The organism is Mesorhizobium sp. WSM4821 (assembly GCF_055901555.1).
Map to the genome: position 1 here is coordinate 3,791,230 of NZ_CM148371.1, position 22,740 is coordinate 3,813,969.

Genomic DNA, 22,740 nt, shown 5'->3' on the forward strand with positions numbered 1-22,740 from the left:
AAGGATCACGCGCAATCAAAGCGCTGTGGTTTTATGCCAAGGGATGCGCGGCGCCGGCTGGATGCGGTCCAGCAGCATCGCTTTTGCGCATAGACGCCATGCAGAATCAGCGATTTTCAAACAGGCCGGCAGAGCCTACCTTTTTGGCGTGGAGGAAAGAGTCCTATTGCCCTGCAAAGGAGACCATCATGTCCACGATTTCAGCCAGACGCGGATTTTTCAGAAGCGCCATGAACGCCCTCATCGAAGCGCGCCAGCGCGAAGCGAGCCGATATGTGAGCGGCGTTCTGCTCGGCTTTGACGACAAAACGCTGAAAGCGCACGGCTACGACCGCGAAGAACTGAAGAAGACGGCAAGGTCGCCCTACGTCTGAGCGAACTTGCGGTGCGCTTTGAAGGTGCTGCGCGTCACCGCTTGAGGTGAATCGTTACCCAACCCTCGCGATGCAAAGTCCTGACGTGGCGGAACTGCTGGCCCGCATAGGCCGAGACCACCGCGTCGCGCTGCCGGTCGAGAATGCCCGACAGCACGATCGAGCCGCCCAGGGCTGTATGCCTGGCCATTTCGGGTGCCAATCGCATCAGCGGCCGCGCCAGTATGTTGGCGACGATGAGGTCGAAAGGGCCGCGCGCGGCAAAGATCGGATTGTGGAAGCCCGGCGCCGTTACCGATTCGACGAGCGCCTTGACGTGGTTGAGCCGCGCATTGGCGGCGGCGACTTTTATCGCGACCGGATCGATGTCGGTCGCCAGCACCGGAATATGCGCGAGTTTGGCCAGTGCAATGGCTAGCACCGCGCTGCCGGTGCCGAGGTCGAGCGCGTTGCGCGGGCGCTCGCGCCGCACGATCTGATCCAGCATTTCAAGGCAGCCGGCGGTGGTGCCGTGATGGCCGGTGCCGAAGGCGAGACCCGCTTCGATCTCGATGGCGAGTTCGCCGCTGCGGCGCTTCCTGCGGTCATGCGCGCCGTGAACGAAGAAACGGCCGGCACGCACCGGCTTCAATCCCTCCAGCGAGCGCGCAACCCAGTCGACATCCGGCACAGCCTCCCGCGCGATCGGCCGCGAAAGGTCAAGCCCGGCGAGAATGTCCTTCACCCGCGCCTCGATGGCATCGACATCGCCGTCGGCGTAGAGCGACACTTCGTGGATGTCGCGATCCTCATCGACCTCCAGCACGGCGATCGGCAGGCCTTCGTCCTCGAAGGCCGCTTCGAACGCCGCGAAGATGCGGTCGGCCTCGCTCTTGCCGGTGGTGAAATAAAGCCGCGTCTGGGTCATCAAACGGTGGTCTGGTTTGAGCATGATCTTATCCGAAAACCTGTTCGCACTCTCGGGTCGGGCCCGAGGGCATGCTTCTTCGGGATCATGCACTAACCTTCCGCCGCCAGCCGCTTCAGCTTGGCGATGGCGGTCTCCGGGCTCTCGCCATAGGCGATGGTGCCGGCGAAGTCGCCCCTGGCGTTGAGCAGCAGCACCGAGGCGGTGTGGTCCATCGTGTAGTCGCCGTCGCCCGTATCGACCTTCTTGGAATAGATGCCGAAGGATTTGGCCATGGCGTGGACCTTGTCCGGCTCGCCGGTGATGCCAAGAATGCGTTCGGAGAAATTGCTGATATAGGCGTTCATGACTTCGGGCGTGTCGCGCTCCGGGTCGACCGAGACGAAATAGGCGCGCACGTTCTTGCCGTCGTCCCCCATCGTCTTCAGCCAGCCGGCCAGTTCGAACAGCGTGGTCGGGCACACTTCCGGGCAATGGGTGAAGCCGAAGAAGACGACGCTGGGCTGGCCGCGAAACGCGGCCTCGGTGACCGGAGCGCCCTTCTGGTCGACTAGCGTGAACGGCGCGCCGAACGGCTCGCCGCCGTAATGCCCGCGGTACCAGTCGAAGGTAAGCCAGCCGATGCCTGCCGCCATCAGGACGAGAATGCCGACCAGTATTGAACGCATCATCAATTGGTGTCCGTCGTGATTTTCATGGCCCGTATCAGAGACTGTTTGGAAACTCTACTCTGGCGGCCATCTGATGGCGTTTTCTGCGCTTCCGGTGCTCACGGACCCAGATGTCCGCTGCGCTCCGGTTCTCGAAACCACTACCATATGACTCGCCAGAGCGAATTTCGAAACAGTCTCTCAGCGCCATGGAGCCTGTTCGGCGAACACTCTTAACGGTTTGACCTCGTGCACGCAAAGATGTCGCGTTGCCGCAACCGGCATTCCGGTCAAAAGGTGATCTGCTTGCAAAGCGCTGCCGCCCGTCCCACCTGAGGTCGGCAAAACTCGAACCGCAGGAGGCTTCCTTGCTAAAACTAATCGGCGGCGCCTTGGCCGCATGCCTTGCCGTCGGCGCCGGTGCGGCTGTCGCCCAGGAGGTCGGCAAGGTCGGCGTCGACTGGCTCGGCAACGACATCATCGTCGAGGCGATCAAGGACCCCAAGGTCGAAGGCGTGACCTGCCACGTCTCCTATTTCGACCGTGGCGTGATCGACCGCCTGCAGAAGGGCAACTGGTTCGAGGATCCGTCCGATTCCTCGATCTCCTGCCGTCAGACCGGGCCGATCACCATCGGCGACATCGACATGAGCGAGGCCGGCGAGGAGGTGTTCAAGCAAGGCATCAGCCTGATCTGGAAGAAGCAGGTGGTGAACCGCATCTACGACAAAACCAATGAGACGCTGATCTACCTGTCGCATTCGCGCCAGGTGCAGGACGGTTCGGCGAAAATGTCGGTCACCACCGTACCGCTCTACGGCCAAAATGTTGTGTGGACCAACGGCAAGCCGAAATAGGCTCTCGCAACAGGTGACGGACGATTGGTCCCGCTTGCGGGACCAATCGGCGACGCGACAATTGCTACCGCCTTGCGGGAGCAATTGCGCGGGAGTAAAGCCGCCGGCATGGACCGTCCCGAAAATCTTGTCGCCAAGGATTCCGAGCCGCGCATTCATCCGACCGCGGAATTGAAGGCATGCAAGCTTGGACGCTACGCCTCGATCGGCGAGCGGGTCATCCTGCGCGAGGTATCGGTCGGCGACTTCTCCTATTTCGAGCGTCACGCCGAGGCTATCTACACGACAATAGGCAAATTCTGTTCGATCGCCGCAAACAGCCGCATCAACGCGCTGGAGCATCCGATCGAACGGCTGACCCAGCACAAGGTCAGCTACCGGCCGAACGAATATTTTCGCTGGCTGGGCGTCGATGCGGCGTTCCGGGAACGGCGGCGGGCGCAAGCCGTACGCATCGGCCACGACGTCTGGATCGGCCATGGCGCGGTGATCATGCCTGATGTGACCATCGGCAATGGCGCGATCGTCGGCGCCAATGCGGTGGTGACGCGCGATGTGCCGGCCTATGCCGTCGTTGCCGGCGTTCCGGCCAACCCGTTGCGGCAGCGTTTCGCCGCGGATGTTGCCGCGCGGATCGAACGCCTCGCCTGGTGGGACTGGCCGGTCGAAAAACTGGCCAAGGCCATTCCCGACATGCAGGCGCTGTCTATCGAGGCCTTTCTCGATCGCTGGGAATACGACAGCCCCTGATCTTCGCGGGGCGTGTGCACGTTTTGTGTGGTGAAATCCGTCTATTCAGGGAACCCGGAGCGGTTGCCGGATGTTTCTCCCTGCCATGATCGAGAAGCACTTCACCAAGGCCGCCAACTACGTCGCCCATCTTGCCGGTCTGCCGTCGACATTTGCCATCTGCTGCCTGATCATCGCGGCCTGGGCGATGAGCGGGCCGATTTTCGGCTTTTCGGACACATGGCAGCTCATCATCAACACCGGCACTACGATCGTTACCTTCCTGATGGTGTTCCTCATCCAGAACACCCAGAACCGTGATGGCACGGCGATCCAGACGAAACTCGACGAGTTGATCCGGGTCGGCAAGGCTCACAACTCCTTTATCGGCATCGAGCACCTGACCGAATCCGAGGTCGAGGAGATTCGCGCCAAGTGCGAAGAAGCGGCAAAGCGCCATGACCGGAAGATCGCGGAGGATGCCGTCAAGAAAGCGGCGGCACAAAAACGCGGCTCGAAGACGCGCGCAGCGTGAGCGTCAGCTGTCAATGAACGCCGCGAAAGCCTCCTTATGGTCCGGGTGCCAGCGCGACAGGGCAGGGCGGTTTTCGATGATGTCGCCGATCGCCCAGGCCATGCGCTTTTCGTCCATGGACCGCGTCGCCTCGTTGTCGGGACAGAGGATGTAGAAGTCGCCACGCATCAGCGCGGCCAGCATGAAGTCGATCACCTGCTCACCGGTCCAGGCGCCGGCGGGCTTTTCGGTCGCGCCTTCGGTCAGGCCGGTAAAAGTGAACCCCGGAATGAGCAGATGCGCGGCTATGTTGGCACCGGGCTCGTTGCGCAGCGCGTACGCCAGGCCTTCGGTGAAGGTCTTCACGCCCGCCTTGGAAACGTTGTAGGCAAGGTTGCCGGGCGGCGTAGTGATGCCTTGCTTGGAGCCGGTGTTGACGATCAGGCCAGGACTCCCCGTGGCCAGCATGCGCGGCGCGAAGGCCTCGACGCCGTGGACGACGCCCCAGAAGTTGATATCCAGCAGCCGCTTCCAGGCGTCGCGGTTCTCCCAGGGTTTGCCGGGATTGTTGCCGACGCCCGCATTGTTCATCAGCAGCGACACGTCGCCGAAGGTGCCGAATGCCTTCTCCGCCAACCGGTCGACTTCGTCGGCTTTTGCGACGTCGGTGGCGACAGCGAGTACCGCGTTGTCGCCGGCAATCGTGGCAACGGCGCGGGCAGCCTCATCGAGCCGCGCGCCGCCAATGTCGGCCAGCACGATTTTCAGGCCCATTGCCGCCAGCCGCTTGGCCGCGGCGAGGCCGATACCGCTGGCGCCGCCGGTGATGACGGCGACATTGCCGAAGGCAAGCGCAGGCAAGGCGGTCTGGATTTCGGCGTCGGCGGTCATGGGGGAGTGTCCTCGTTCAAGCTGTTCCGAACTTAGCGCGGCGAGGGGTTCGCGCAAGCCCACTTTGGCGTCCTCGGGTTGACCGCATCGGCGGGCGCTGCGCATGCTGTCCGCCCAAGCAAGGAGATTTACCGATTGACCGACTGGATCGAGATCCTGAAAGAACAGACCGCCACCGGCGACCAGATGGGCCGCGAAGTGTCGCAAATGCTCGCCAATCCCGACATCAGCGAAACGCAAGTGAAGACGCTGTTTTCGGCACTCGAAAAACAGGCGGAGTTCGTCGAGAAGCTGCGCATGGCGCTGGAAAAATTCGGCCATGATTTTTCGGTGATCAAGGCGGCCGAGCGGCTGGAGGAGCGTTACGCCGATCTGGCCGCTTCGGTCGCGGAAAAGTTGAAGGCGATGCGAGGATAGGAGAGCCTATTTCCCGATCTGCCTCTCGAATCTTTTGTCCGGTACGAACCAGATCATGGCGACCAGCACATAGAGCGCGACGCCGATCCATTGATTGACGAAGGTCAGCAGGATGCCGGCGATGTAGAGGACCACCGAGATCTTTCCCTTGCGGTCGGCGCCCACCGCTCTGGCGAATGCAGTGTCGTTGCCATGCAGCCGGTGCAGCGCGACGACCAGAATGAAGTAAGCGGCCGCGCAAAGCTCCAGGACGACACCGTAGACGGCGACAGGCACCGGCGCGAAATGGTTCTCGCCCATGAAGGCAGTGGTGACGGGCAGCAGCGACAGCCAGAACAGCAGATGCAGATTGGCCCACAGCACCCTGCCATCGACCCGCTACACTGTGTGGAACATGTTGTGCAAATTGTTCCAGTAGATGCCGACATAGATGAACGACAGCACGTAGCTGAGGAATATCGGCCATAGAGGTTCCAGGGCGGAAAAATCCTCGCCATGCGGCACCTTCAGTTCCAGCACCATGATGGTGATGATGATGGCCATGACGCCATCGGTGAATGCCTCGACCCGTCCCTTGCCCATGGGTTCTCCCCTGCTGCGCTTGCTTCATCCTAGGCGATCGAAGTGGCTGGAGGGAAGGCTTGGCGCCGTCTTTCAGCCGTTCGGCGTCTTAGGCCGCTGCCAGCACGAGCGAGGTGATCGAGCCGGCCGGGAAACTCCTGCGCAGCGAGAATGAGTGCAGCCATATCAATCGCTGTCGCGCGCGATCAGCTCCAGCGGCCAGACCTCGCGGATGATCCGCGCGCCTTCGGTGCCGGCGAAGGCCGGGATCGAGGCCAGCAGCATTTCGGCCAGCCGCCGTCCCATCGGCTCCAGGGGAGGGCGGAAGGCGGTCAGCGCCGGTGAAAAATAGCTGCACAGCGGCGTGTCGACGATGACGATCACCGCAATGTCGTGGCCCGGCTTGACGCCCATCTCGGCAAGCGCCTTGCAGCCGCCGAGCGCCATCGCGTCATTGTTGAAGATGACCGCGGTCGGCGGGTCCTTGGCGCGCATCACCTGCGGCGTCACTTCGTAGCCGCCGGCCTCGTTAATGAAGCCTTCCGCGATCAGCCCAGGGTCGACCTCTATGCCGTGCCGCCCCAGGGCCTTGCGATAGCCGGCCAGGAACAGATAGCCGAAATTGAGGTTCAGGGACGGGCGGATGGCGGCGATGCGGCGGTGGCCGCGCGCAACGAGGCGATCGACGGCGTCGGCCCCGGCCTTTTCGAAATCGAGGTCGAGCGAGGGGTAGGATTTCCCCCCGGAGCGGCTGCGGCCGAGCGTTGCGAAGGGGAAGCCGACCCTGGTCAGATAGTCGATGCGTTCGTCCTCGCGCCGCGTCCAGGCAAGCACCACCGCATCGGCCCGGCGCGTCTCGACCACCCGGCGCAGGCGCTCCTGCTGATAGTCGCCCGGCGCTCCCATCACCACGATCAGGTCGAGCCCGCTTTCGGCGAGTTTCGCCTGCAGCCCGGTCAGGAATGGAATGAAGAACGGCTCGCCATATTGCTGGTCGCCCGGGTGGGGCTGCAGCATGAAGGCGATCGAGTGGGTGGCGCCGCGCCGCAGGCTGCGGCCGGACTGGTTCGGCGAATAGTTCAGCTTTGCCGCCGCGTCGAGCACGCGCTGGCGCGTATCGGCGTTGACGTCGGCGCGGCCGTTGAGCGCACGCGACACGGTGCCGATCGAAATGTTCAGGTGACGCGCAAGGTCGTGGATGCTGGACGCCAAAGGACGGTTCTCCCCTTACCTGGCTATCACCGGCCGCTCTTCAGGCCAAGGCGATAAGGTGATTTTCGCGAGCGGCCAATTGACATTCTACGCCTACGGGTGTGTTCTCGTAAACGTTTACGGAAAAACGTTTACGGTGATGCCGTGAATGCCGTGACGCGATCGGTCTGGAGGGGCCGAGCGGAGGAGGAGCGCTGGATGATGAATGTCGTCCTGGTCGGCTGCGGAGCGATGAGCAAGCACTGGCTCGAAGCGGCGAGGCAGATCGACGGGTTGGCTATCGTTGGCCTGGTCGACCTAGACGCCGACAGGGCGACGGCGAGGGCGCGCGAATATGAGCTTGCCGGCGCTACCATCGGAACCAATCTTGACGCCGTGCTCGACCAGACCAAGCCCGACGCGGTGTTCGACGTCGTGGTTCCGGCGGCCCGGCGCGAGGTCGCGCTCTCCGCGTTTGCCCATCATTGCCACCTCCTGACGGAGAAGCCGCTTGCTGACAGCCCCGAGAACGCACGCGCCATCGTCGAGGCTGCCCGGCGCGCCGGCCGAGTTCATGCCGTCGTCCAGAATCGCCGCTATGTCGCCAATGTCAGGCGCATACGGCGCTTTCTCGACTCCGGCGCCATCGGTGCGCCGACCAGCATCCACGCCGAATTCTTCGTCGCCCCGCATTTCGGCGGGTTTCGCGAGGAGATGGCCCATGTCCTGCTGCTCGACATGGCGATCCACACTTTCGACGCCGCCCGCTACATGGTCGGCGGCGCGCCGGCGAGCGTTTATTGCCAGGAATGGGAGCCGGCCAATTCCTGGTACCGGCAGGGATCGTCGGCCACCGCAATCTTCGAGCTCGGCGGCGGCAGACTGTTCACCTATGCCGGCTCTTGGTGCGCCGACGGGTTCCGCACCAGCTGGGAGAGCACGTGGCGCATCGTCGCCGAGCGCGGCAGCCTGGTCTGGGACGGTGAGGACGGGCTGAGGGCGGAAGTCGCGCGGCCCATCCGCGAGGGCCTGTTCGATCGCACCGAGCCGCTCGCCGTGCCGCCGCTCGATCCGAGAGACCGCATCGGCGGTCATCTCGGCATCATCCAGGATTTTGTGCGCGCCGTCGAAACCGGCAGCGAGCCGGAGACGGGCGGCGCCGACAACATCAAGAGCCTGGCCATGGTCTTTGCCGCGATCGAAAGCGCCGAAACCGGGCGCCGGGTTGCGATCGCGCAGGAAGGATGACGATGCCAAACCCGCTTCTCGACATCAGGATCGGCACCATGGTGCGGGCCAATCTCGACGACCCGGCCGCCTATATCAAGGCGATCCTGCCGCTCGGCTTCGAGAGCATCCAGCCCTTCTTCTGGCAGACGCTGGGCGACAAGGACCTTCCACGCCTGGCCGGCCAGATCCGCGAGGCGATCGGAGACACCGACGTCGTCGTCTCCTCGCTCGGCGTCTTCGGCAATCCGCTGGAAAGCGGCGATGTCGATCGCGGCGTGCTTCACGCCTGGGAAACGGCCATCGACAACGCGCATCTGTTCGGCACCTCGATGGTCAGCGGCTTCACCGGTCGTGTCCGCGGCAAGAAGCTGACCGACAGCCTGCCGCGCTTCCGCGAGATCTGGGGACCGCTGGCCAAGCGCGCCGCCGACAAGGGCGTGCGCATCGCCTTCGAGAATTGCGCCATGGACGGCAACTGGGCTGATGGAGACTGGAACATCGCCCACAATCCGGACGCCTGGGAGCTGATGTTCAACGAATTGCCGGATGACAATATCGGCCTGGAATGGGAGCCCTGCCACCAGCTCGTCTACCTGATCGATCCGATCCCGCAGATCCGCAAATGGGCGACGCGCATCTTCCATGTGCACGGCAAGGACGCGACGGTGCGCTGGGACGTGATCCGCGAGCATGGCGTGTTCGGCCGGCTGCCATTCGTGCAAATGCGCACGCCGGGCTTCGGCGACAGCGACTGGACGCGGGTAATCAGCGAATTGCGGCTGGCCGGCTACAAGGGCGCGATCGACATCGAGGGCTGGCACGATCCGGTCTATCGCGACGATCTCGAGATCACCGGCCAGGCGCGGGCGCTGGACTATCTCAAGCAGTGCCGGGGAGGTGCGACCTATCTGCCGAACCCGGCGTGAGGCCGATGCATGTCGCGCAAAAGTGCGTAGCGGTTTTGCGATAACGACATGCATCAAAGCAAGATCTCAAAGCCGGCGGGAGGAGCCGGCTAGCGGAGCATTGCGGCGGGTAGCCGAAGCAATCGTCGAAAACCCCTCGGCTTGCGAGGGAACAAAGGGAGGATAAGTGCATGAGCATCACGATGAGAAGGACAGTTCTGCGCTCGACCGTCGCGGCGGCCGCCACGGCGCTCGCCGCCGCAATCTCCACCTTGCCCGCCCAGGCGCTCGATGCAAAATGGTGCAAGGACGTCCACATCCGCTTCTTCGTCGGCGGCGCCGAGGGCGACGCCTTCGGCACCATCGTCTATAATGGCGCCAAGCAGGCCGAGGCCGATCTTGGGCCGAAGGTCGACTACATCTTTTCCCAGTGGGATGTGGAGAAGATGGTGCAGCAACTGCGCGAGGCGGTCGCGGTCAAGCCCGGCGGCATCGCCATGATGGGCCACCCGGGCGATGCCTCGATCATGCCGCTGGCCGAACAGGCGCACAAGGACGGCATCAGGATGATGTACCAGAACGTGCCGGTGCCGAAGGTCACGGCGGCGTTCGGCGGCGGCTATGTCGGCGCCCAACAGGAAGAGCAGGGCCGCGCGCTCGGCGCCGAGGCGTTCAAGCTGGCCGGGCTCAAGGCCGGCGACAAGGCGATCATGATCGGCCCGTTCGAGAACGAGAGCCGCGGCGCGCGTGAGCGCGGCACGGTCGCAGCCCTGAAAGAGGCGGGCATCGAGGTCATCCAGCTTTCGTCGCCGCCAAGCGGCGAATGGGCGTCCGACCCCAACCTCGCCATTCCGGTGATCACCGCAGCTCTGCTCAACAATCCGGACGTCAAGGCGGTCGGCTATCCCGGCGGACAAATGCTCGGCAACGTCCCGACTTACATGCAGGCGGCGGGCAGGAAGCCGGGCGATATCTTCAACTTCGGCTTCGACACAAGCCCGCAGATCGTCGAGGGCTTCAAGGGCGGCTGGGTGCAGCTGACGGCCGACCAGCAGCCGTTCCTGCAGGGTTATCTGCCGATCCTCAGCCTCTGCCAGCAGGCGGTGCTGGGCCTCGCGCCGATGAATGTCGACACCGGCGCCGGTTTCGTCACGCCTGACAATTACGAGATCGTCGCCGAACTCGCCAAGCAGGCGCTGCGCTGACCTCCCAAGCCGTCGGCCGGGATTTAGCCCGGCCGGCGGGGCCGCTGGCGAGGACGCCGGCACGAACTCAAGCGAGGATCCGATGGCCGAACGCATCATCGAACTGCGCGATATCAAGAAGTCCTACGGTCAGGTCTATGCGCTGGGCGGGGTCAATCTCAGCGTCGACCGTGGCGAGGTGGTTGGCCTGATCGGCGACAATGGCGCCGGCAAGTCGACGCTGATCAAGATCCTGTCCGGCGTGGTCAAGCCGACCAGCGGCGAGATCCTGGTCCGCGGCAAGTCGGTGACCGGATGGAGCGCGGCGCGCTCACGCGACGCCGGCATCGAGACGGTGTTCCAGGACCGGGCGCTGGCCGTGCAGCAGACGATCGTGCGCAACATCTTCATGGGCCGCGAGCTCACCGGCTTTCTCGGCTGGCTGAAAGTCAACAAGGAAATCCAGGAGGCGAGCCGGCTGATGCGCGAGATCGGCTTCACCTCGAAAGTGTTCACGCCGCAATCGATCGTCGGCCAGCTCTCCGGCGGCGAACGCCAGGGCGTGGCGATCGCGCGCGCCATCTATAAGAAGGCGGAGCTGATCGTCCTGGACGAGCCGACGACGGCGCTGTCGCTGACCGAGACGGCCAAGGTCTTCCACTTCGTGCGCCAGGTGCGGGCGAGCGGCCGCTCGATCCTGTTCATCGGCCACAACATCCACCACGTCTTCGACATTGCCGACCGCTTCGTGGTGCTGGATCGCGGCAAGGTGGCGCTCACCGCCGACCGCAGCCAAGTCAAGTCGGCCGAAGACCTCATCAACTTCATGGAAGACGTCGCACACCCCGGCGGATTGGCCGGGTTGCACGACGCTGGCGACGCCGGGAGGGCAGCGCGGTGAGCAAGACAATGGAACCTGATCTGCAGAGCCCGCTTGGCGGCACGCATAATGAGGCCGCCGGCAAAGAGTGGAGACATCCGTCCGACAACTGGCTGCGAGGCTTCATCCTCGACAACCGCGCCGCGCTCGGCACGTTTGCCGTGTTCATCGTCATGATGGCGGTGTTCATGATCGCCAATCCGGTCGTCTTCACCACCTGGTATCTCTACAGTTCGGTGCTGACCACGCTGCCGGTGGCGCTGTTCGTGGTGGTGCCGCTAGTCTTCGTCGTCACCTGCGGCGAGATCGACCTGTCGTTTCCGGCGACGATGGGTTTTGCCTCATGGGTGTTCGCCCTGGTGGTGCAGGCCGGCTACGATCCATTTCTCGGCATCGCCGCCGCCATTGCAACGGGCACGCTGCTCGGTTTCCTCGTCGGGTCGCTGGTCGTCTATGGCGGGCTGTCGTCGCTGATCGCCACGCTCGGCATGAACTTCCTGCTGCGCGGCCTGATCCAGATCATCAATGAGGGCAAGTCGACGGCGCTGACCAGCCTTGCCGACAGCTGGGCCTACAAGGTCTTCTCCAGCCAGATCTGGGGCATTCCGGTGCAGATCTTCTGGGCCATCGCCTTCGTCGTGCTGTCGGCGCTGCTCTACAACAGGCATCGCTTCGGTGCGCAGGTGAAGGTGGTCGGCGACAACCCCGACAGCGCCCAGCAGATGGGCATCGACGTCAAGCGCGTCAGGGTGAAAGTGTTCGTCTTCGTCGGTATCGGGGCAGCGATCGCCGGCACCTTCTCGGTGATGATCAACTTCACCTGGTGGCCGACGGCCGGCGACGGCTATCTTTTGCCGGTGCTGGCATCGGTGTTCGTAGGCGGCACGCCGACCTGGGGCGGCATCGGCACCGTGGTCGGCGGCGCCATCGGGGCGGTCACCGTCTCCTTCATCCAGACCGGCGTCGTGGCGGCAGGCCTGAGCGGCTTCTACGTCCAGTTCTTCAACGGGCTGATCATCATCCTGTCGCTGCTCGGCCACAAATGGAACCAGGCGCGGTATCGGTGAAGAGGCAGGCGGGACCCCTCACACCCCGGTGACAAACCCGTCCAGCACGCGTTTCTGGCCGGCCTTGTCGAAGTCGATGGTCAGCTTGTTGCCGTCGATGGCCGAGATGTTGCCGTTGCCGAATTTCTGGTGGAAGACGCGGTCGCCGACACTGAAGGCGGACGGCGTGTCGGCGACGGATTTGGCGACCAACTCGCCATCGATGGTGCGGCCTTTGACCGAGGTGCGGCCGGCGCCATAACCGGAGTCGGTCTCGCCATAGCCGATGCGCTCGACCTGATGGCCGGAGCGCGAACCCCAGTTGCGGTCGGTCGCCTCGGTGCGGTTCGCCTGCGCGCGCTGCCAGCCCGGCGTCGCATAGGTGTTGGAGAAGCTGCCGGACTTTTCCGCACCGATATTGTCGAAGCGCGAGGCGCCATAGGGATTCTGGCGACCGCCGCGCCCCGAGGCGAACGAGCCGCCGCCATACGAGTTGCCGTAGCCGCCGTAGCTGTTGCCGCTCTCGGCGACTTCGACATGGGCTTCCGGCAGCTCGTCGAGGAAGCGGGACGGGATGGTCGATTGCCACAGACCGTGGATGCGGCGGTTGGAGACGAACCACAGATGCAGGTTCTTCTTGGCCCGGGTCAGCCCGACATAGGCAAGGCGGCGCTCTTCCTCGAGCCCGGAGCGGCCGCCTTCGTCGAGCGAGCGCTGGTGCGGAAAAAGGCCTTCCTCCCAGCCCGGGAGAAAAACCGTCTCGAATTCGAGGCCCTTGGCCGAATGCAGCGTCATGATGTTGACGGCGTCGAGGGATTCGTTCTGCTCGGCATCCATCACCAGTGCGACATGTTCGAGGAAGGAGCGCAGCGATTCATACTCTTCCATGGAGCGGATCAGTTCTTTCAAGTTTTCCAGCCGGCCGGGCGCTTCCACCGAGCGGTCGTTCTTCCACATGTCGGTGTAGCCGCTCTCCTCCAGGATGGTCTCGGCAAGCTCGGTGTGCGGGGTGGTCTCCAGCGCCTTCTGCCAGCGCTCGAAATTGGCGGCGACCTCGCGCAGTGCGGCGCGTGGCTTCGGCTTCAACTCATCGCTCTCGGCGAGTTTTTCCGCAGCCTCTAGCATCGGGATGCGCAACGCCCTGGCGGTATCGTGAATCTGGCGGATGGTGGCTTCGCCAAGCCCGCGCTTCGGCACGTTGACGATGCGCTCGAAAGCGAGGTCGTCGGCGCCCTGCGCGACGACGCGGAAGAAGGCCAGCGCATCGCGGATTTCGAGGCGTTCGTAGAAACGCGGGCCGCCGATGACGCGATAGTTGAGGCCGAGCGTGACGAAGCGGTCCTCAAATTCGCGCATCTGGAAGGACGCGCGGACAAGGATCGCCATATCGTTGAGATTGTGCTTTTGCCGCTGGTAGGCCTCGATGGTCTCGCCGACGGCACGGGCCTCCTCCTCGGAATCCCAGGCGGCATGGACATGCACCTTCTCGTCGTCCTCGGCGATCTTTTCGGTGAACAGCGTCTTGCCGAAGCGGCCCTCATTGTGGGCGATGAGGTGGGAGGCGGTGCCGAGGATGTGCGCGGTCGAGCGGTAGTTGCGCTCCAGCCTTATGATGGTGGCGCCGGGAAAATCCTTGTCGAAGCGCAGGATGTTGTCGACCTCTGCACCGCGCCAGCCATAGATGGACTGATCGTCGTCGCCGACGCAGCAGATATTTACTTTGTTATCGCTCACGGGCTGTTCCGCGCCTGCCGGCGCGGGCCCTTCGCGGGGGCCTCGCAACGGCTCGGACGCCCGGTCGGGCTTGCGGCCTTCGGCCGAAGCATCCCATTCATAGCCGTGCTCTTGTGGCTCCTCTTCAGGAGCTGGCGGCCTGTAGTTGCCGGCTTCTGTCCTATCGACCACCACTGATTTGTGAAAGCCGGGAGGGCGACCGCTCGGAGAGCTGCTTCGTGGAGATCCCGGCCGCTGCGCCAAGAGCCGCAGCCACATGTATTGCGCTGTGTTGGTGTCCTGATACTCGTCGACGAGGATGTAGCGGAAGCGCTCGTGGTATTCCTTCAGCACGTCCGGATAAGCGCGGAAGATGCGGATCGGGTGGCACAGGAGATCGCCGAAATCGCAGGCGTTCAGCGTCTGCAGCCGCTCCTGATAGGCCTTGTAAAGTTCGCGGCCCTTGCCGTTGGCGAAACTGCGGGCGTCACCCTCGGGGATGTCGGCGGGGCCTAGCCCCTTGTTCTTCCAGCCGTCGATCATCTGCGCGAACTGCTTGGCCGGCCAGCGCTTGTCGTCCAGCCCCTCGGCCTGGATGAGCTGCTTGATCAGGCGCACGACATCGTCGGTGTCGAGAATGGTGAAATCGGATTTCAGCCCGGCAAGCTCGGCGTGGCGGCGTAAGAGCTTCACGCCGATCGAATGGAAGGTGCCGAGCCACGGCATGCCCTCGACATTGCCCTCGCCGATCAGCAGGCCGATCCGCTGCTTCATTTCGCGCGCGGCCTTGTTGGTGAAGGTGACGGCGAGGATCTGCGAAGGGAAGGCCTTGCCGGTGGCAAGGATGTGGGCGATGCGGGTGGTCAGCACCCGCGTCTTGCCGGTGCCGGCGCCGGCCAGCACCAGAACCGGGCCCTCGGTGGTTTCCACCGCCAGCCGCTGCTCGGGGTTCAATCCCTTGAGATAGTCGGGCGCGTTGTTGTGGCCGCTGCGGGCAGCCATGGCGCGCGCGGCGATGCCGGACGGGGCCGCGGGCCGCGCATTCGGTTCGTCAAAAAAGGGCATGTCTTCCGAAAAGCCGGACATCGCCCCCGAATGTAGTGATTCGGCGGCGAAAGGCCAGAAGTGTCTCCGTTTTGTTCTCGATCCAGGCCGGGGACCTGTAATCCGGTAGCACACAACCTATGGCGCCTGGCCTGCTTGACAGGCATGGCAGGTCGGAGAAAGTTGCGTCGGGGTGGGAGCGCAATGCGAGGTTGCCCATGGGCGTGTGGCGGAGCGCACCAGTCGAAGGAGCATCGTCTTGGCTGTCGTCATCACCTCCCTCATCCTTTTTCTCATCGGCCTCGTGCTCGGCGGCGGCGGCATCTGGTTAGCTTCGCTGGGCGGCAGTTGGTACTATGTCATCACAGGTCTGGCCGTCATCGTCGCCGCATGGCTGCTCTACAGGCGCAAGTCCATGGCGCTGTGGCTCTACGCGGCGATCGTCATCGGCACGCTTTGCTGGGCGGTCTGGGAGATAGGCTTCGACTGGTGGGAACTCGGCCCGCGCGGCGGCGTCATCGTGCTTGTGGCGCTGTGGCTGCTGACGCCATGGGCGCGGCGTGGGCTCACCGGCCCAGACGGCCGGGCGCCGCTCATCCTCGCGGTATTGGCATCGCTCGGCGTCGCCGGCTATTCGATGACATCAGACCCAAAAGATATTGCCGGCCAACTCAACGCCGACAACATCACGCCGACCGCCGATCTCGGCGGCAATGTGCCCGCCGGCGAGTGGCACTATTACGGCCGCACGCAATACGGCCAGCGCTATTCGCCGCTCGACCAGATCACATCAGGCAACGTCGCCAATTTGCAGCCGGCCTGGACCTACCGCACCGGCGACGTGAAGGGGCCCGACGACATCGGCGAGACGACCTACCAAGTGACGCCGCTGAAGGTCGCCGATACGCTCTACATCTGCACGCCGCATAATTTCGCCATTGCCATCGACGCCGCGACCGGCGAGGAGAAGTGGCGCTACGATCCACAGGTCAAGCTGGACAAGAACCGCCAGCACCAGACCTGCCGCGGGGTGTCCTATTATGCGGATTCCAAGATCGCCGCCGGCCAGCCTTGTGCAGCCCGTATCTATCTGCCGACATCCGACGCGCGGCTGATCGCGCTCGACGCGGCCAACGGGCAGGTTTGTCCCGCATTCGCCGAGGGCGGCACGCTGAACCTGCTCGCCAACATGCCTTATCCGAAGCCGGGCTATTACTATTCGACCTCGGCGCCGCTGATATCAGGCGGCAAGATCATCGTCGGTGGCGCGGTCAACGACAATTATTCGACCGAGGAGCCGTCCGGCGTCATCCGCGCCTTCGACGTCGACACCGGCGCCTTGCTGTGGAACTGGGATTCGGGCAATCCGGACCAGACGACGCCACTGGCGCCGGGCCAGACCTATACACACAACTCGCCCAACATGTGGTCGACGGCGAGCGCCGACGAGAAGCTCGGCCTGCTCTATGTGCCGCTCGGCAACCAGACACCGGACCAGCTCGGCATGGGACGCAGCGCCAATGTCGAGAAATTCTCCTCCTCGATCACGGCGCTCGATCTCGCCACCGGACAACTGCGCTGGGTGCGGCAGACCGTGCATCACGATCTGTGGGACATGGACGTGCCGGCGCAGCCGACCCTGGTCGACATCACCACGCCCAACGGCGTGGTGCGGGCGCTGGTCGGGCCGACCAAGCAGGGCGACCTCTACATGCTCGACCGCCGCAGCGGCGAGCCGATCGTCCCGGTCAACGAAGTCCCGGCACCGGGCGGCGCGATCGAGGGCGATCACACATCGCCGACGCAGCCGGCTTCGGATCTCAGCTTCAATCCAAAGCCGCTGACCGGCGCCGACATGTGGGGCATCACCATGTTCGACCAGCTGGCCTGCCGGATCGAACTGCAGGGCCTGCGCTACGAGGGTCGCTACACGCCGCCTTCGGTACAGGGCTCGCTGATCTATCCCGGCAATTTCGGCACCTTCAACTGGGGCGGCGTCGCTGTCGATCCGGTGCGGCAGGTGATGTTCGGCATGCCGACCTACCTGGCGTTCATCTCCAAGCTGGTCCCGCGCGCGGAGGTGCCGCCGCCGGGCGACACCAAAGGCAGCGAACAGGGCCTGAACCGCAATGACGGTGCGCCTTACGCGGTGATATTGAAGCCGTTTCTGTCGCCACTCGGCATTCCCTGCCAGGCGCCTCCCTGGGGTTATGTCGCGGGCGCCGATCTAAGGACCGGCAAGATCGTCTACAAGCACAGGAACGGCACCGTCTACGACATGACGCCGCTGCCGCTGCCGTTCAAGGTCGGCGTGCCAGGCATCGGTGGGCCGATGATCACCGCCGGCGGCGTCGCTTTCCTGGGCGCCGCGGTCGACGATTACCTTCGCGCCTACGACCTGACGACCGGCAGGCAGCTCTGGCAGATCCGGCTGCCGGCCGGCGGTCAGTCGACGCCTATGACCTACACGGTCGCCGACGGACGCCAGTTCGTGGTCATCGTTGCCGGCGGCCATGGCTCGGTCGGCACCAAGCCGGGGGACTATGTGATGGCTTATACGCTGCCGAAGTAGGGCCTCGTTAAAGCCCGAGATGGTCTAAAGCCCAGTGCATTCGCGTCACGGCTTTCATGCCGACATCAGCAGACAGGCTTTGGCGGCGGCGCCGAAATAAGGCCACGGCTGTCCTCTTGGATTATTCTGAGGACGTTGCGGAGCGCGTTGCATGCCGGGCCTCACTCATCCGTGACTGGACCATGTGGGCTTCTGCCCTATTTTGCGCGGCGGGGGTGTTTCCCGAAGCCGAGGAGAGCGCCATGACAAAATCGACCCCTGCCGGCCTGGCCGTCACGAGACCTGCCATCACCCAGGCGATGATCGACGCCTATGACGAATACACGCATTTGACGCTCGACCGGCGCCGCTTCATGGAACAGTTGACCAGGCTTGCCGGATCAGGTGCCGCGGCCGCTGCGATCGCACCGCTGCTGGCGGCGAATTCGGCCCGGGCGGCGATCGTCGCCGAGGACGATTCACGCGTGGCGGGCGAGGACATCAGCTATCCCGGCAGCGGTGGCGACATGAAGGGCTATCTGGTCAAGCCAGCCGGCCAGTCCGGCAAGCTCGGCACTGTCATCGTCGTACATGAGAACAGGGGACTCAACCCGCACATACGCGATGTGGCGCGGCGCGTGGCGCTGGAAGGGTTCGTGGCGCTCGCCCCGGACTTCCTGTCGCCGCTCGGCGGCACGCCGGCCGACGAGGACAAGGCGCGTGACCAGATTTCCAAGCTCGATCCGGCGCAGACCATTGCCAATGCGGTCGCAACGGTCGCTTTTCTCAAAGGCTACGAGGACGGCAACGGCAAGGTCGGCGCGGTCGGCTTCTGCTGGGGCGGCGGAACGGTGAACACGCTGGCTGCCAACACGCCCGATCTGGTCGCCGCTGTCGCCTATTACGGCATGCAGCCGAAGGCCGAGGATGTGCCGAAGATCAAGGCGGCGCTGATGCTGCATTATGCCGGGCTCGACACCCGCATCAATGCCGGTATCGACGCCTTCAAGAAGGAACTCGATGCAGCCAAGGTCGAGTACACGGCCTATGTCTATGAAGGCGCCAATCATGCCTTCAACAATGACACGTCCGCGGCTCGCTACGACAAGAACGCCGCGGATCTCGCCTGGGGCCGGACGAGCGCCTTCCTCAGGGAAAAGCTTGCTTGATCAGGCATTTGCCGGTTTGTGGAAAGCGACGCCGGCCACCACCAGCGCGATGCCGAGGCAATCGGTAGGGGTCGGAATCTGGCGGAGCACAATGACGCCGATCAGCGTAGCGGTGACCGGTAGCAACGACAACATCAGCGCGAAGCTCGACCGCGGCAGCCGCGACATGGCAAGCTGGTCGCATATATAGGGGATGACCGACGAGCAGATGCCGACGCCGATGGCGGCGATGAGCAGCGGCGGCGCCGAGAAGGCCGGCAGCGCATCGGTGAAGCCGATCGGCAGCACGATGAGGAAGGCGACGGCCATGGCGGCACCCAGGCCGGCAATGCCGTCGCCGCCGCCGGCGCGGGCGACGCGATGGCCAAGCACGATGTAGCCAACGAACAGCGCGCCGTTGAGGAAGGCCCAGAACAGGCCGATCGGGTCGCTTGACCATTTGACATCGATCAGCAGCAAGGTGCCGGTGACGGCAACGGCAAGGGCCGCGAGATTGCGCGGGCTCCTGACGCCGACAAGCGCGACGCCGATGGTGCCGACGAATTCGATCGCCGCGACCAGCGAGATCGGCAAGCGGTCGAGCGCCAGGTAGAAGGAGCAATTCATCACCCCGAGACAGGCGCCAAAGGCGACGAGCAGCAGTCGTGTCGGCCGGTCGGCGCGGGCGAAGACCGTCCAGGGCCGGGTCAGCGGCGCGAAGGCAAGGGCGGCCGTGACGATGCGCAGCCAGGCCATGCCGAGCACGCCGACATGCGGGAAAAGCAGCACGGCGAAAGCCGGCCCGAGATAGTGGAACACGGCGCTGACACCGAACCAGACATGCGGCGGCAGCGAGGTCGCCAGCTTGCCAAAAGCAGGGCCGGCGAGGGCGGGGATTGCGGCGGGTGCTTGTGTCCGATCTTCCATGCGATCATTATCGCAGGCGATCTTTTCGGTTTATATGGACGATAATCAGCAAGAGAGGTAGTTATCTTCCTGAAAGCAAGGAGTTTTCGTTGAAACGCCTTCGAAACGAAAATGCCGACCTGGATGCGGCCGATCTGAAAATCCTGCGCCTGCTGGAAAGGGATGCCAGCACCAGCACCGCTGAACTGGCGCGCTCGGTCGGCCTGTCGGCGCCGAGCGTGGCCGAGCGTATCCGGCGGCTGCAGGGGAGCGGCGTGATCGAGGCCTACACGGTGCGGATCAACCCGGCCGCGCTCGGCATGAAGCTGTCGGCATGGCTGCGGATCAGGCCGGTGCCGGGGCAATTGGCCGTGGTGGCCGAGATCATCCGCGACTTGCCGGAAATCGCGCAATGCGACCGGGTGACCGGCGAGGACTGTTTTATCGCGCTGGCGCATGTCGGCTCGGTGGCCGAACTCGAAAGAGTGATCGACCGCATCATCCCGTTTGCGATGACCAACACCGCGATCATCCAGTCGTCGCCGGTGGTGGCGCGTTCGCCGCTGGGGGCGGTGAGGCGGCTGCCTTGATGCTAAGGGCGAGTGAGAATTAAGGGGGGAGATCGAATGTCGCGTCGGCTTTCGCTAACCACCAAGGCTGGAGGCGGGCATTGACTGCCACAGCTAGGCATGCCCGCGCTTCGAGCGCGCCTGCTTCAGGATGGCGCGCCAGCGGATCATGGCGAAGGGGATCGGCTCGTTGTTGTTGGCGATGTGAAAAATCTCGTTGTTGAGGTTCTTCAGCGAGCGCCAGAAATCATAGTCGGTGATGCGTGGGTCGGCCGCAAGCCTGTCCGCCTCGACCTTGATGTCGGTTTTCATGCACGTTCCCCGAACCGCTTCAGCTCCGCCCCCCTATCAATCCGATCCGGAGGGTTTTCCAACGCCGCGCTGAGTCGTTCAACGCCTCAATTCGGCTTGTTCACGTTAAAACCTCGGTAAGGTTAACGGCGGCCCGACTGCGGTTCAAGCGTCTTGCGACGAATACCGATCGAACGGCCGGCGCGCTCAGGCATCGGCAGCGCCGCGTGGGCGGCGCACATGGCTTCCACCTTGGCCAGGACATCGGCCGGGAAGGGCGCCACTTTCGGGCCCGACATATCGACATGCAGCGATAGTGATTCGGAGGTCGCGGCGAGCCAGCCGTCGATATGGCGGATTTCCTGGTAGGCCCTGAGCCGCTTGTCGTCATGGTCGAGGAGCTGGAAGGCGACATTGACCTTGTGGTCGAGATGCAGCTCCTGGACGTAGCAGACATGGACTTCCGCCGTGTAGATGGTCAGGCGCCGCTGTTTCACATAGTCCAGCCCCATTCCCATCATCTCGAACGCTTCGTCGGAGCAGCGATCGAACAGCACGTTGTAGTAGGCCATATTGAGATGGCCGTTGTAGTCGATCCAGTCCTTCTCGATGTCCATGGCACGGGAGACGAAGGGGGCGGGGATGGGCATCGAAAACTTCCTTTTGGCTGGACAGAGCGTGGTAGGCGAGACTACGCATCCATAAATCCATAACAAGGGTGGGCACTGGTCCATTCGCGGAGGAATCGATGGCTTTGAGCGACCTCAATCCGGTCGAACGCAACGAGGAAGGGATCGCAGCGGTGCTCGGCATCCTCAAGCAGCGGCTGGGCGAGCGATTCCAGACCGGCGAGGCCATCCGCACTCAGCACGCGCATACCACCACCTACATCCCGACCCAGGCGCCGGACGGCGTGGCGTTTGTCGAGACGACGGCGGAAGTGCAGGAGATTGTATCGGCCTGTGCGGCGCACCGCGTGCCGGTGATCGCCTTCGGCGTCGGCTCCTCGCTCGAAGGCCACACCAACGCGCCGGGCGGCGGCATCTCGGTCGATACCTCGCGGATGAACCGCATCCTCGCGGTCAACCCGCAGGATCTCGACTGCACCGTCGAACCCGGCGTGACGCGAGAGGATCTCAACCGGCATCTGCGCGACACCGGCCTGTTCTTCCCGATCGACCCGGGCGCGAACGCGTCGCTCGGCGGCATGGCGGCGACCAGGGCATCTGGCACCAATGCGGTGCGCTACGGCACGATGCGCGAGAATGTGTTGTCGCTGACGGCGGTGATGGCGGACGGCGAGACGGTGACGACCGGCAAGCGCGCGAAAAAGAGCTCGGCCGGCTACGACCTGACGCGGCTGCTGATCGGCTCTGAAGGCACGCTCGGCATCATCACCCAGCTGACCCTAAGGCTGCAGGGCATTCCGCAGGCGATTTCCGGCGGCGTCTGTCCATTTCCCAGCGTCGAGACGGCCTGCAACGCGGTGATCGCGACGATCCAGATGGGCATTCCGGTGGCGCGCATCGAATTGGTCAATGCGCTGCAGATGCGGGCGATGAAGAGCTATTCGAAACTCGACTATCCCGAGAGCCCGTGCCTGTTCGTCGAATTCCATGGCAGTGATGCCGGCGTTGCCGAACAAGCCGAGACCTTCGGCACGATCGCGGACGAGTATGGCGGCGGCCCGTTCCTGTGGACCAGCGTTGCCGAGGAGCGGACGAAATTATGGAAGGCCAGGCACGACGCCTATTGGTCGTCGCTGACGCTCAGACCCGGCGCCAAGGGGCTGTCGACCGATGTCTGCGTGCCGATCTCGCGCTTTGCCGAATGCGTCACCGAGACCGAGGCCGACATCGCCGAGATGGGGTTGATCGCGCCGATCGTCGGCCATGCCGGCGACGGCAATTTCCATGTGCTGGTGCTGATGGACGCGGACGATCCGAAGGAAATCGCGCTGACGGAAGAGTTTGTCGCGCGGCTGAACATGCGGGCGATCGGCATGGATGGAACCTGCACCGGCGAGCACGGCATCGGCCAAGGCAAGGTCGGCTTCCTGCGCCACGAGCTCGGCCATGGTGTCGACATCATGCGCACGATCAAGCAGGCGCTCGACCCGCTCAACATCATGAACCCTGGGAAAATATTGCCCGCCGACTAGAGCCGCTTTGCCCTTGGGGCG

24 protein-coding genes are annotated in these 22,740 nt (G+C 63.9%); 14 read left to right on the plus strand and 10 right to left on the minus strand.

All coding sequences use genetic code 11. The features are described from left to right. The first annotated feature begins 188 nt into the window (after window positions 1-188). Complete coding sequence (locus tag AC0NID_RS18330; protein ID WP_473455108.1) at window positions 189-374, plus strand: hypothetical protein; 186 nt, start codon at window positions 189-191, stop codon at window positions 372-374. Between the two features lie 34 nt (window positions 375-408). On the opposite strand, the gene AC0NID_RS18335 is transcribed toward AC0NID_RS18330, so the two are convergent. Continuing rightward, window positions 409-1,281 (minus strand): 50S ribosomal protein L11 methyltransferase, encoded by an 873-nt coding sequence (locus tag AC0NID_RS18335; protein ID WP_473455302.1) that lies wholly within the window; start codon window positions 1,279-1,281, stop codon window positions 409-411. 92 nt (window positions 1,282-1,373) lie between these two features. Next, window positions 1,374-1,952: an SCO family protein gene (locus AC0NID_RS18340; RefSeq protein ID WP_473455107.1), complete on the minus strand. Its 579-nt coding sequence runs from the start codon at window positions 1,950-1,952 to the stop codon at window positions 1,374-1,376. Between the two features lie 347 nt (window positions 1,953-2,299). Between AC0NID_RS18340 and AC0NID_RS18345 the strand changes: the two genes are divergently transcribed. From AC0NID_RS18345 to AC0NID_RS18355, 3 genes are all read left to right on the plus strand, one after another. Next, window positions 2,300-2,788, plus strand: coding sequence for a CreA family protein (locus AC0NID_RS18345; RefSeq protein WP_473455106.1), 489 nt, complete (start codon window positions 2,300-2,302; stop codon window positions 2,786-2,788). A gap of 108 nt (window positions 2,789-2,896) precedes the next feature. Then, window positions 2,897-3,538 carry a DapH/DapD/GlmU-related protein gene (locus tag AC0NID_RS18350; RefSeq protein WP_473455105.1) on the plus strand — a complete coding sequence of 214 codons (642 nt, stop codon included), beginning with the start codon at window positions 2,897-2,899 and terminating at the stop codon, window positions 3,536-3,538. A gap of 85 nt (window positions 3,539-3,623) precedes the next feature. After that, window positions 3,624-4,052 carry a low affinity iron permease family protein gene (locus AC0NID_RS18355; protein WP_473455301.1) on the plus strand — a complete coding sequence of 143 codons (429 nt, stop codon included), beginning with the start codon at window positions 3,624-3,626 and terminating at the stop codon, window positions 4,050-4,052. A 3-nt stretch (window positions 4,053-4,055) separates the two neighbouring features. Here the strand turns inward: AC0NID_RS18355 and AC0NID_RS18360 are convergent, their stop codons facing one another. Further along, complete coding sequence (locus tag AC0NID_RS18360) at window positions 4,056-4,922, minus strand: SDR family NAD(P)-dependent oxidoreductase (RefSeq protein WP_473455104.1); 867 nt, start codon at window positions 4,920-4,922, stop codon at window positions 4,056-4,058. Between the two features lie 135 nt (window positions 4,923-5,057). On the opposite strand from AC0NID_RS18360, the gene AC0NID_RS18365 reads away from it, so the two are divergent. Then, entirely contained in the window at window positions 5,058-5,339 is a 282-nt protein-coding gene (locus tag AC0NID_RS18365) for a hypothetical protein (RefSeq protein ID WP_473455103.1), read from the plus strand. Window positions 5,340-5,345: 6 nt separating this feature from the next. Here the strand turns inward: AC0NID_RS18365 and AC0NID_RS18370 are convergent, their stop codons facing one another. The 3 genes from AC0NID_RS18370 to AC0NID_RS18380 all read right to left on the minus strand — a co-directional run bounded on the left by AC0NID_RS18370 (window position 5,346) and on the right by AC0NID_RS18380 (window position 7,112). After that, entirely contained in the window at window positions 5,346-5,702 is a 357-nt protein-coding gene (locus AC0NID_RS18370; protein WP_473455102.1) for a TMEM175 family protein, read from the minus strand. 15 nt (window positions 5,703-5,717) lie between these two features. After that, window positions 5,718-5,921, minus strand: coding sequence for a TMEM175 family protein (locus AC0NID_RS18375; protein ID WP_473455101.1), 204 nt, complete (start codon window positions 5,919-5,921; stop codon window positions 5,718-5,720). A 165-nt stretch (window positions 5,922-6,086) separates the two neighbouring features. Then, window positions 6,087-7,112, minus strand: coding sequence for a LacI family DNA-binding transcriptional regulator (locus tag AC0NID_RS18380; protein ID WP_473455100.1), 1,026 nt, complete (start codon window positions 7,110-7,112; stop codon window positions 6,087-6,089). A 198-nt stretch (window positions 7,113-7,310) separates the two neighbouring features. Here AC0NID_RS18380 and AC0NID_RS18385 point away from each other — a divergent pair, with 198 nt between their 5' ends. The 5 genes from AC0NID_RS18385 (at window position 7,311) to AC0NID_RS18405 (ending at window position 12,357) form a co-directional block, all read left to right on the plus strand. Next, entirely contained in the window at window positions 7,311-8,339 is a 1,029-nt protein-coding gene (locus tag AC0NID_RS18385; RefSeq protein WP_473455099.1) for a Gfo/Idh/MocA family protein, read from the plus strand. Window positions 8,340-8,341: 2 nt separating this feature from the next. After that, window positions 8,342-9,247 (plus strand): sugar phosphate isomerase/epimerase family protein, encoded by a 906-nt coding sequence (locus tag AC0NID_RS18390; protein ID WP_473455098.1) that lies wholly within the window; start codon window positions 8,342-8,344, stop codon window positions 9,245-9,247. A gap of 170 nt (window positions 9,248-9,417) precedes the next feature. Continuing rightward, window positions 9,418-10,431: a substrate-binding domain-containing protein gene (locus AC0NID_RS18395; protein WP_473455097.1), complete on the plus strand. Its 1,014-nt coding sequence runs from the start codon at window positions 9,418-9,420 to the stop codon at window positions 10,429-10,431. An 82-nt stretch (window positions 10,432-10,513) separates the two neighbouring features. Continuing rightward, window positions 10,514-11,311: an ATP-binding cassette domain-containing protein gene (locus AC0NID_RS18400; protein WP_473455096.1), complete on the plus strand. Its 798-nt coding sequence runs from the start codon at window positions 10,514-10,516 to the stop codon at window positions 11,309-11,311. Then, window positions 11,308-12,357 (plus strand): ABC transporter permease, encoded by a 1,050-nt coding sequence (locus AC0NID_RS18405; protein WP_473455095.1) that lies wholly within the window; start codon window positions 11,308-11,310, stop codon window positions 12,355-12,357. Before AC0NID_RS18400 ends, AC0NID_RS18405 begins: the two co-directional genes overlap by 4 nt. Window positions 12,358-12,375: 18 nt before the next feature. On the opposite strand, the gene AC0NID_RS18410 is transcribed toward AC0NID_RS18405, so the two are convergent. Next, window positions 12,376-15,135, minus strand: a complete 2,760-nt coding sequence (locus AC0NID_RS18410) for an ATP-dependent helicase (protein ID WP_473455093.1) — start codon at window positions 15,133-15,135, stop codon at window positions 12,376-12,378. A 217-nt stretch (window positions 15,136-15,352) separates the two neighbouring features. Between AC0NID_RS18410 and AC0NID_RS18415 the strand changes: the two genes are divergently transcribed. After that, on the plus strand, window positions 15,353-17,665 hold the full coding sequence (locus AC0NID_RS18415) for a glucose/quinate/shikimate family membrane-bound PQQ-dependent dehydrogenase (protein ID WP_473455092.1): 2,313 nt from the start codon (window positions 15,353-15,355) through the stop codon (window positions 17,663-17,665). Between the two features lie 242 nt (window positions 17,666-17,907). Then, window positions 17,908-18,813, plus strand: coding sequence for a dienelactone hydrolase family protein (locus tag AC0NID_RS18420; RefSeq protein WP_473455091.1), 906 nt, complete (start codon window positions 17,908-17,910; stop codon window positions 18,811-18,813). On the opposite strand, the gene AC0NID_RS18425 is transcribed toward AC0NID_RS18420, so the two are convergent. Then, on the minus strand, window positions 18,814-19,719 hold the full coding sequence (locus tag AC0NID_RS18425) for an EamA family transporter (RefSeq protein ID WP_473455090.1): 906 nt from the start codon (window positions 19,717-19,719) through the stop codon (window positions 18,814-18,816). It lies immediately after the preceding gene. An 89-nt stretch (window positions 19,720-19,808) separates the two neighbouring features. On the opposite strand from AC0NID_RS18425, the gene AC0NID_RS18430 reads away from it, so the two are divergent. Next, window positions 19,809-20,288, plus strand: coding sequence for an Lrp/AsnC family transcriptional regulator (locus AC0NID_RS18430; protein ID WP_473455089.1), 480 nt, complete (start codon window positions 19,809-19,811; stop codon window positions 20,286-20,288). Between the two features lie 93 nt (window positions 20,289-20,381). Here the strand turns inward: AC0NID_RS18430 and AC0NID_RS18435 are convergent, their stop codons facing one another. Next, the gene (locus tag AC0NID_RS18435) at window positions 20,382-20,579 is read right to left on the minus strand and encodes a hypothetical protein (protein WP_127853331.1); all 198 of its coding nucleotides are present in this window, start codon (window positions 20,577-20,579) and stop codon (window positions 20,382-20,384) included. Window positions 20,580-20,701: 122 nt separating this feature from the next. Continuing rightward, complete coding sequence (locus AC0NID_RS18440; protein WP_473455088.1) at window positions 20,702-21,208, minus strand: thioesterase family protein; 507 nt, start codon at window positions 21,206-21,208, stop codon at window positions 20,702-20,704. A gap of 98 nt (window positions 21,209-21,306) precedes the next feature. Here AC0NID_RS18440 and AC0NID_RS18445 point away from each other — a divergent pair, with 98 nt between their 5' ends. Then, window positions 21,307-22,719: an FAD-binding oxidoreductase gene (locus tag AC0NID_RS18445; RefSeq protein ID WP_473455086.1), complete on the plus strand. Its 1,413-nt coding sequence runs from the start codon at window positions 21,307-21,309 to the stop codon at window positions 22,717-22,719. Window positions 22,720-22,740 lie beyond the last annotated feature (21 nt).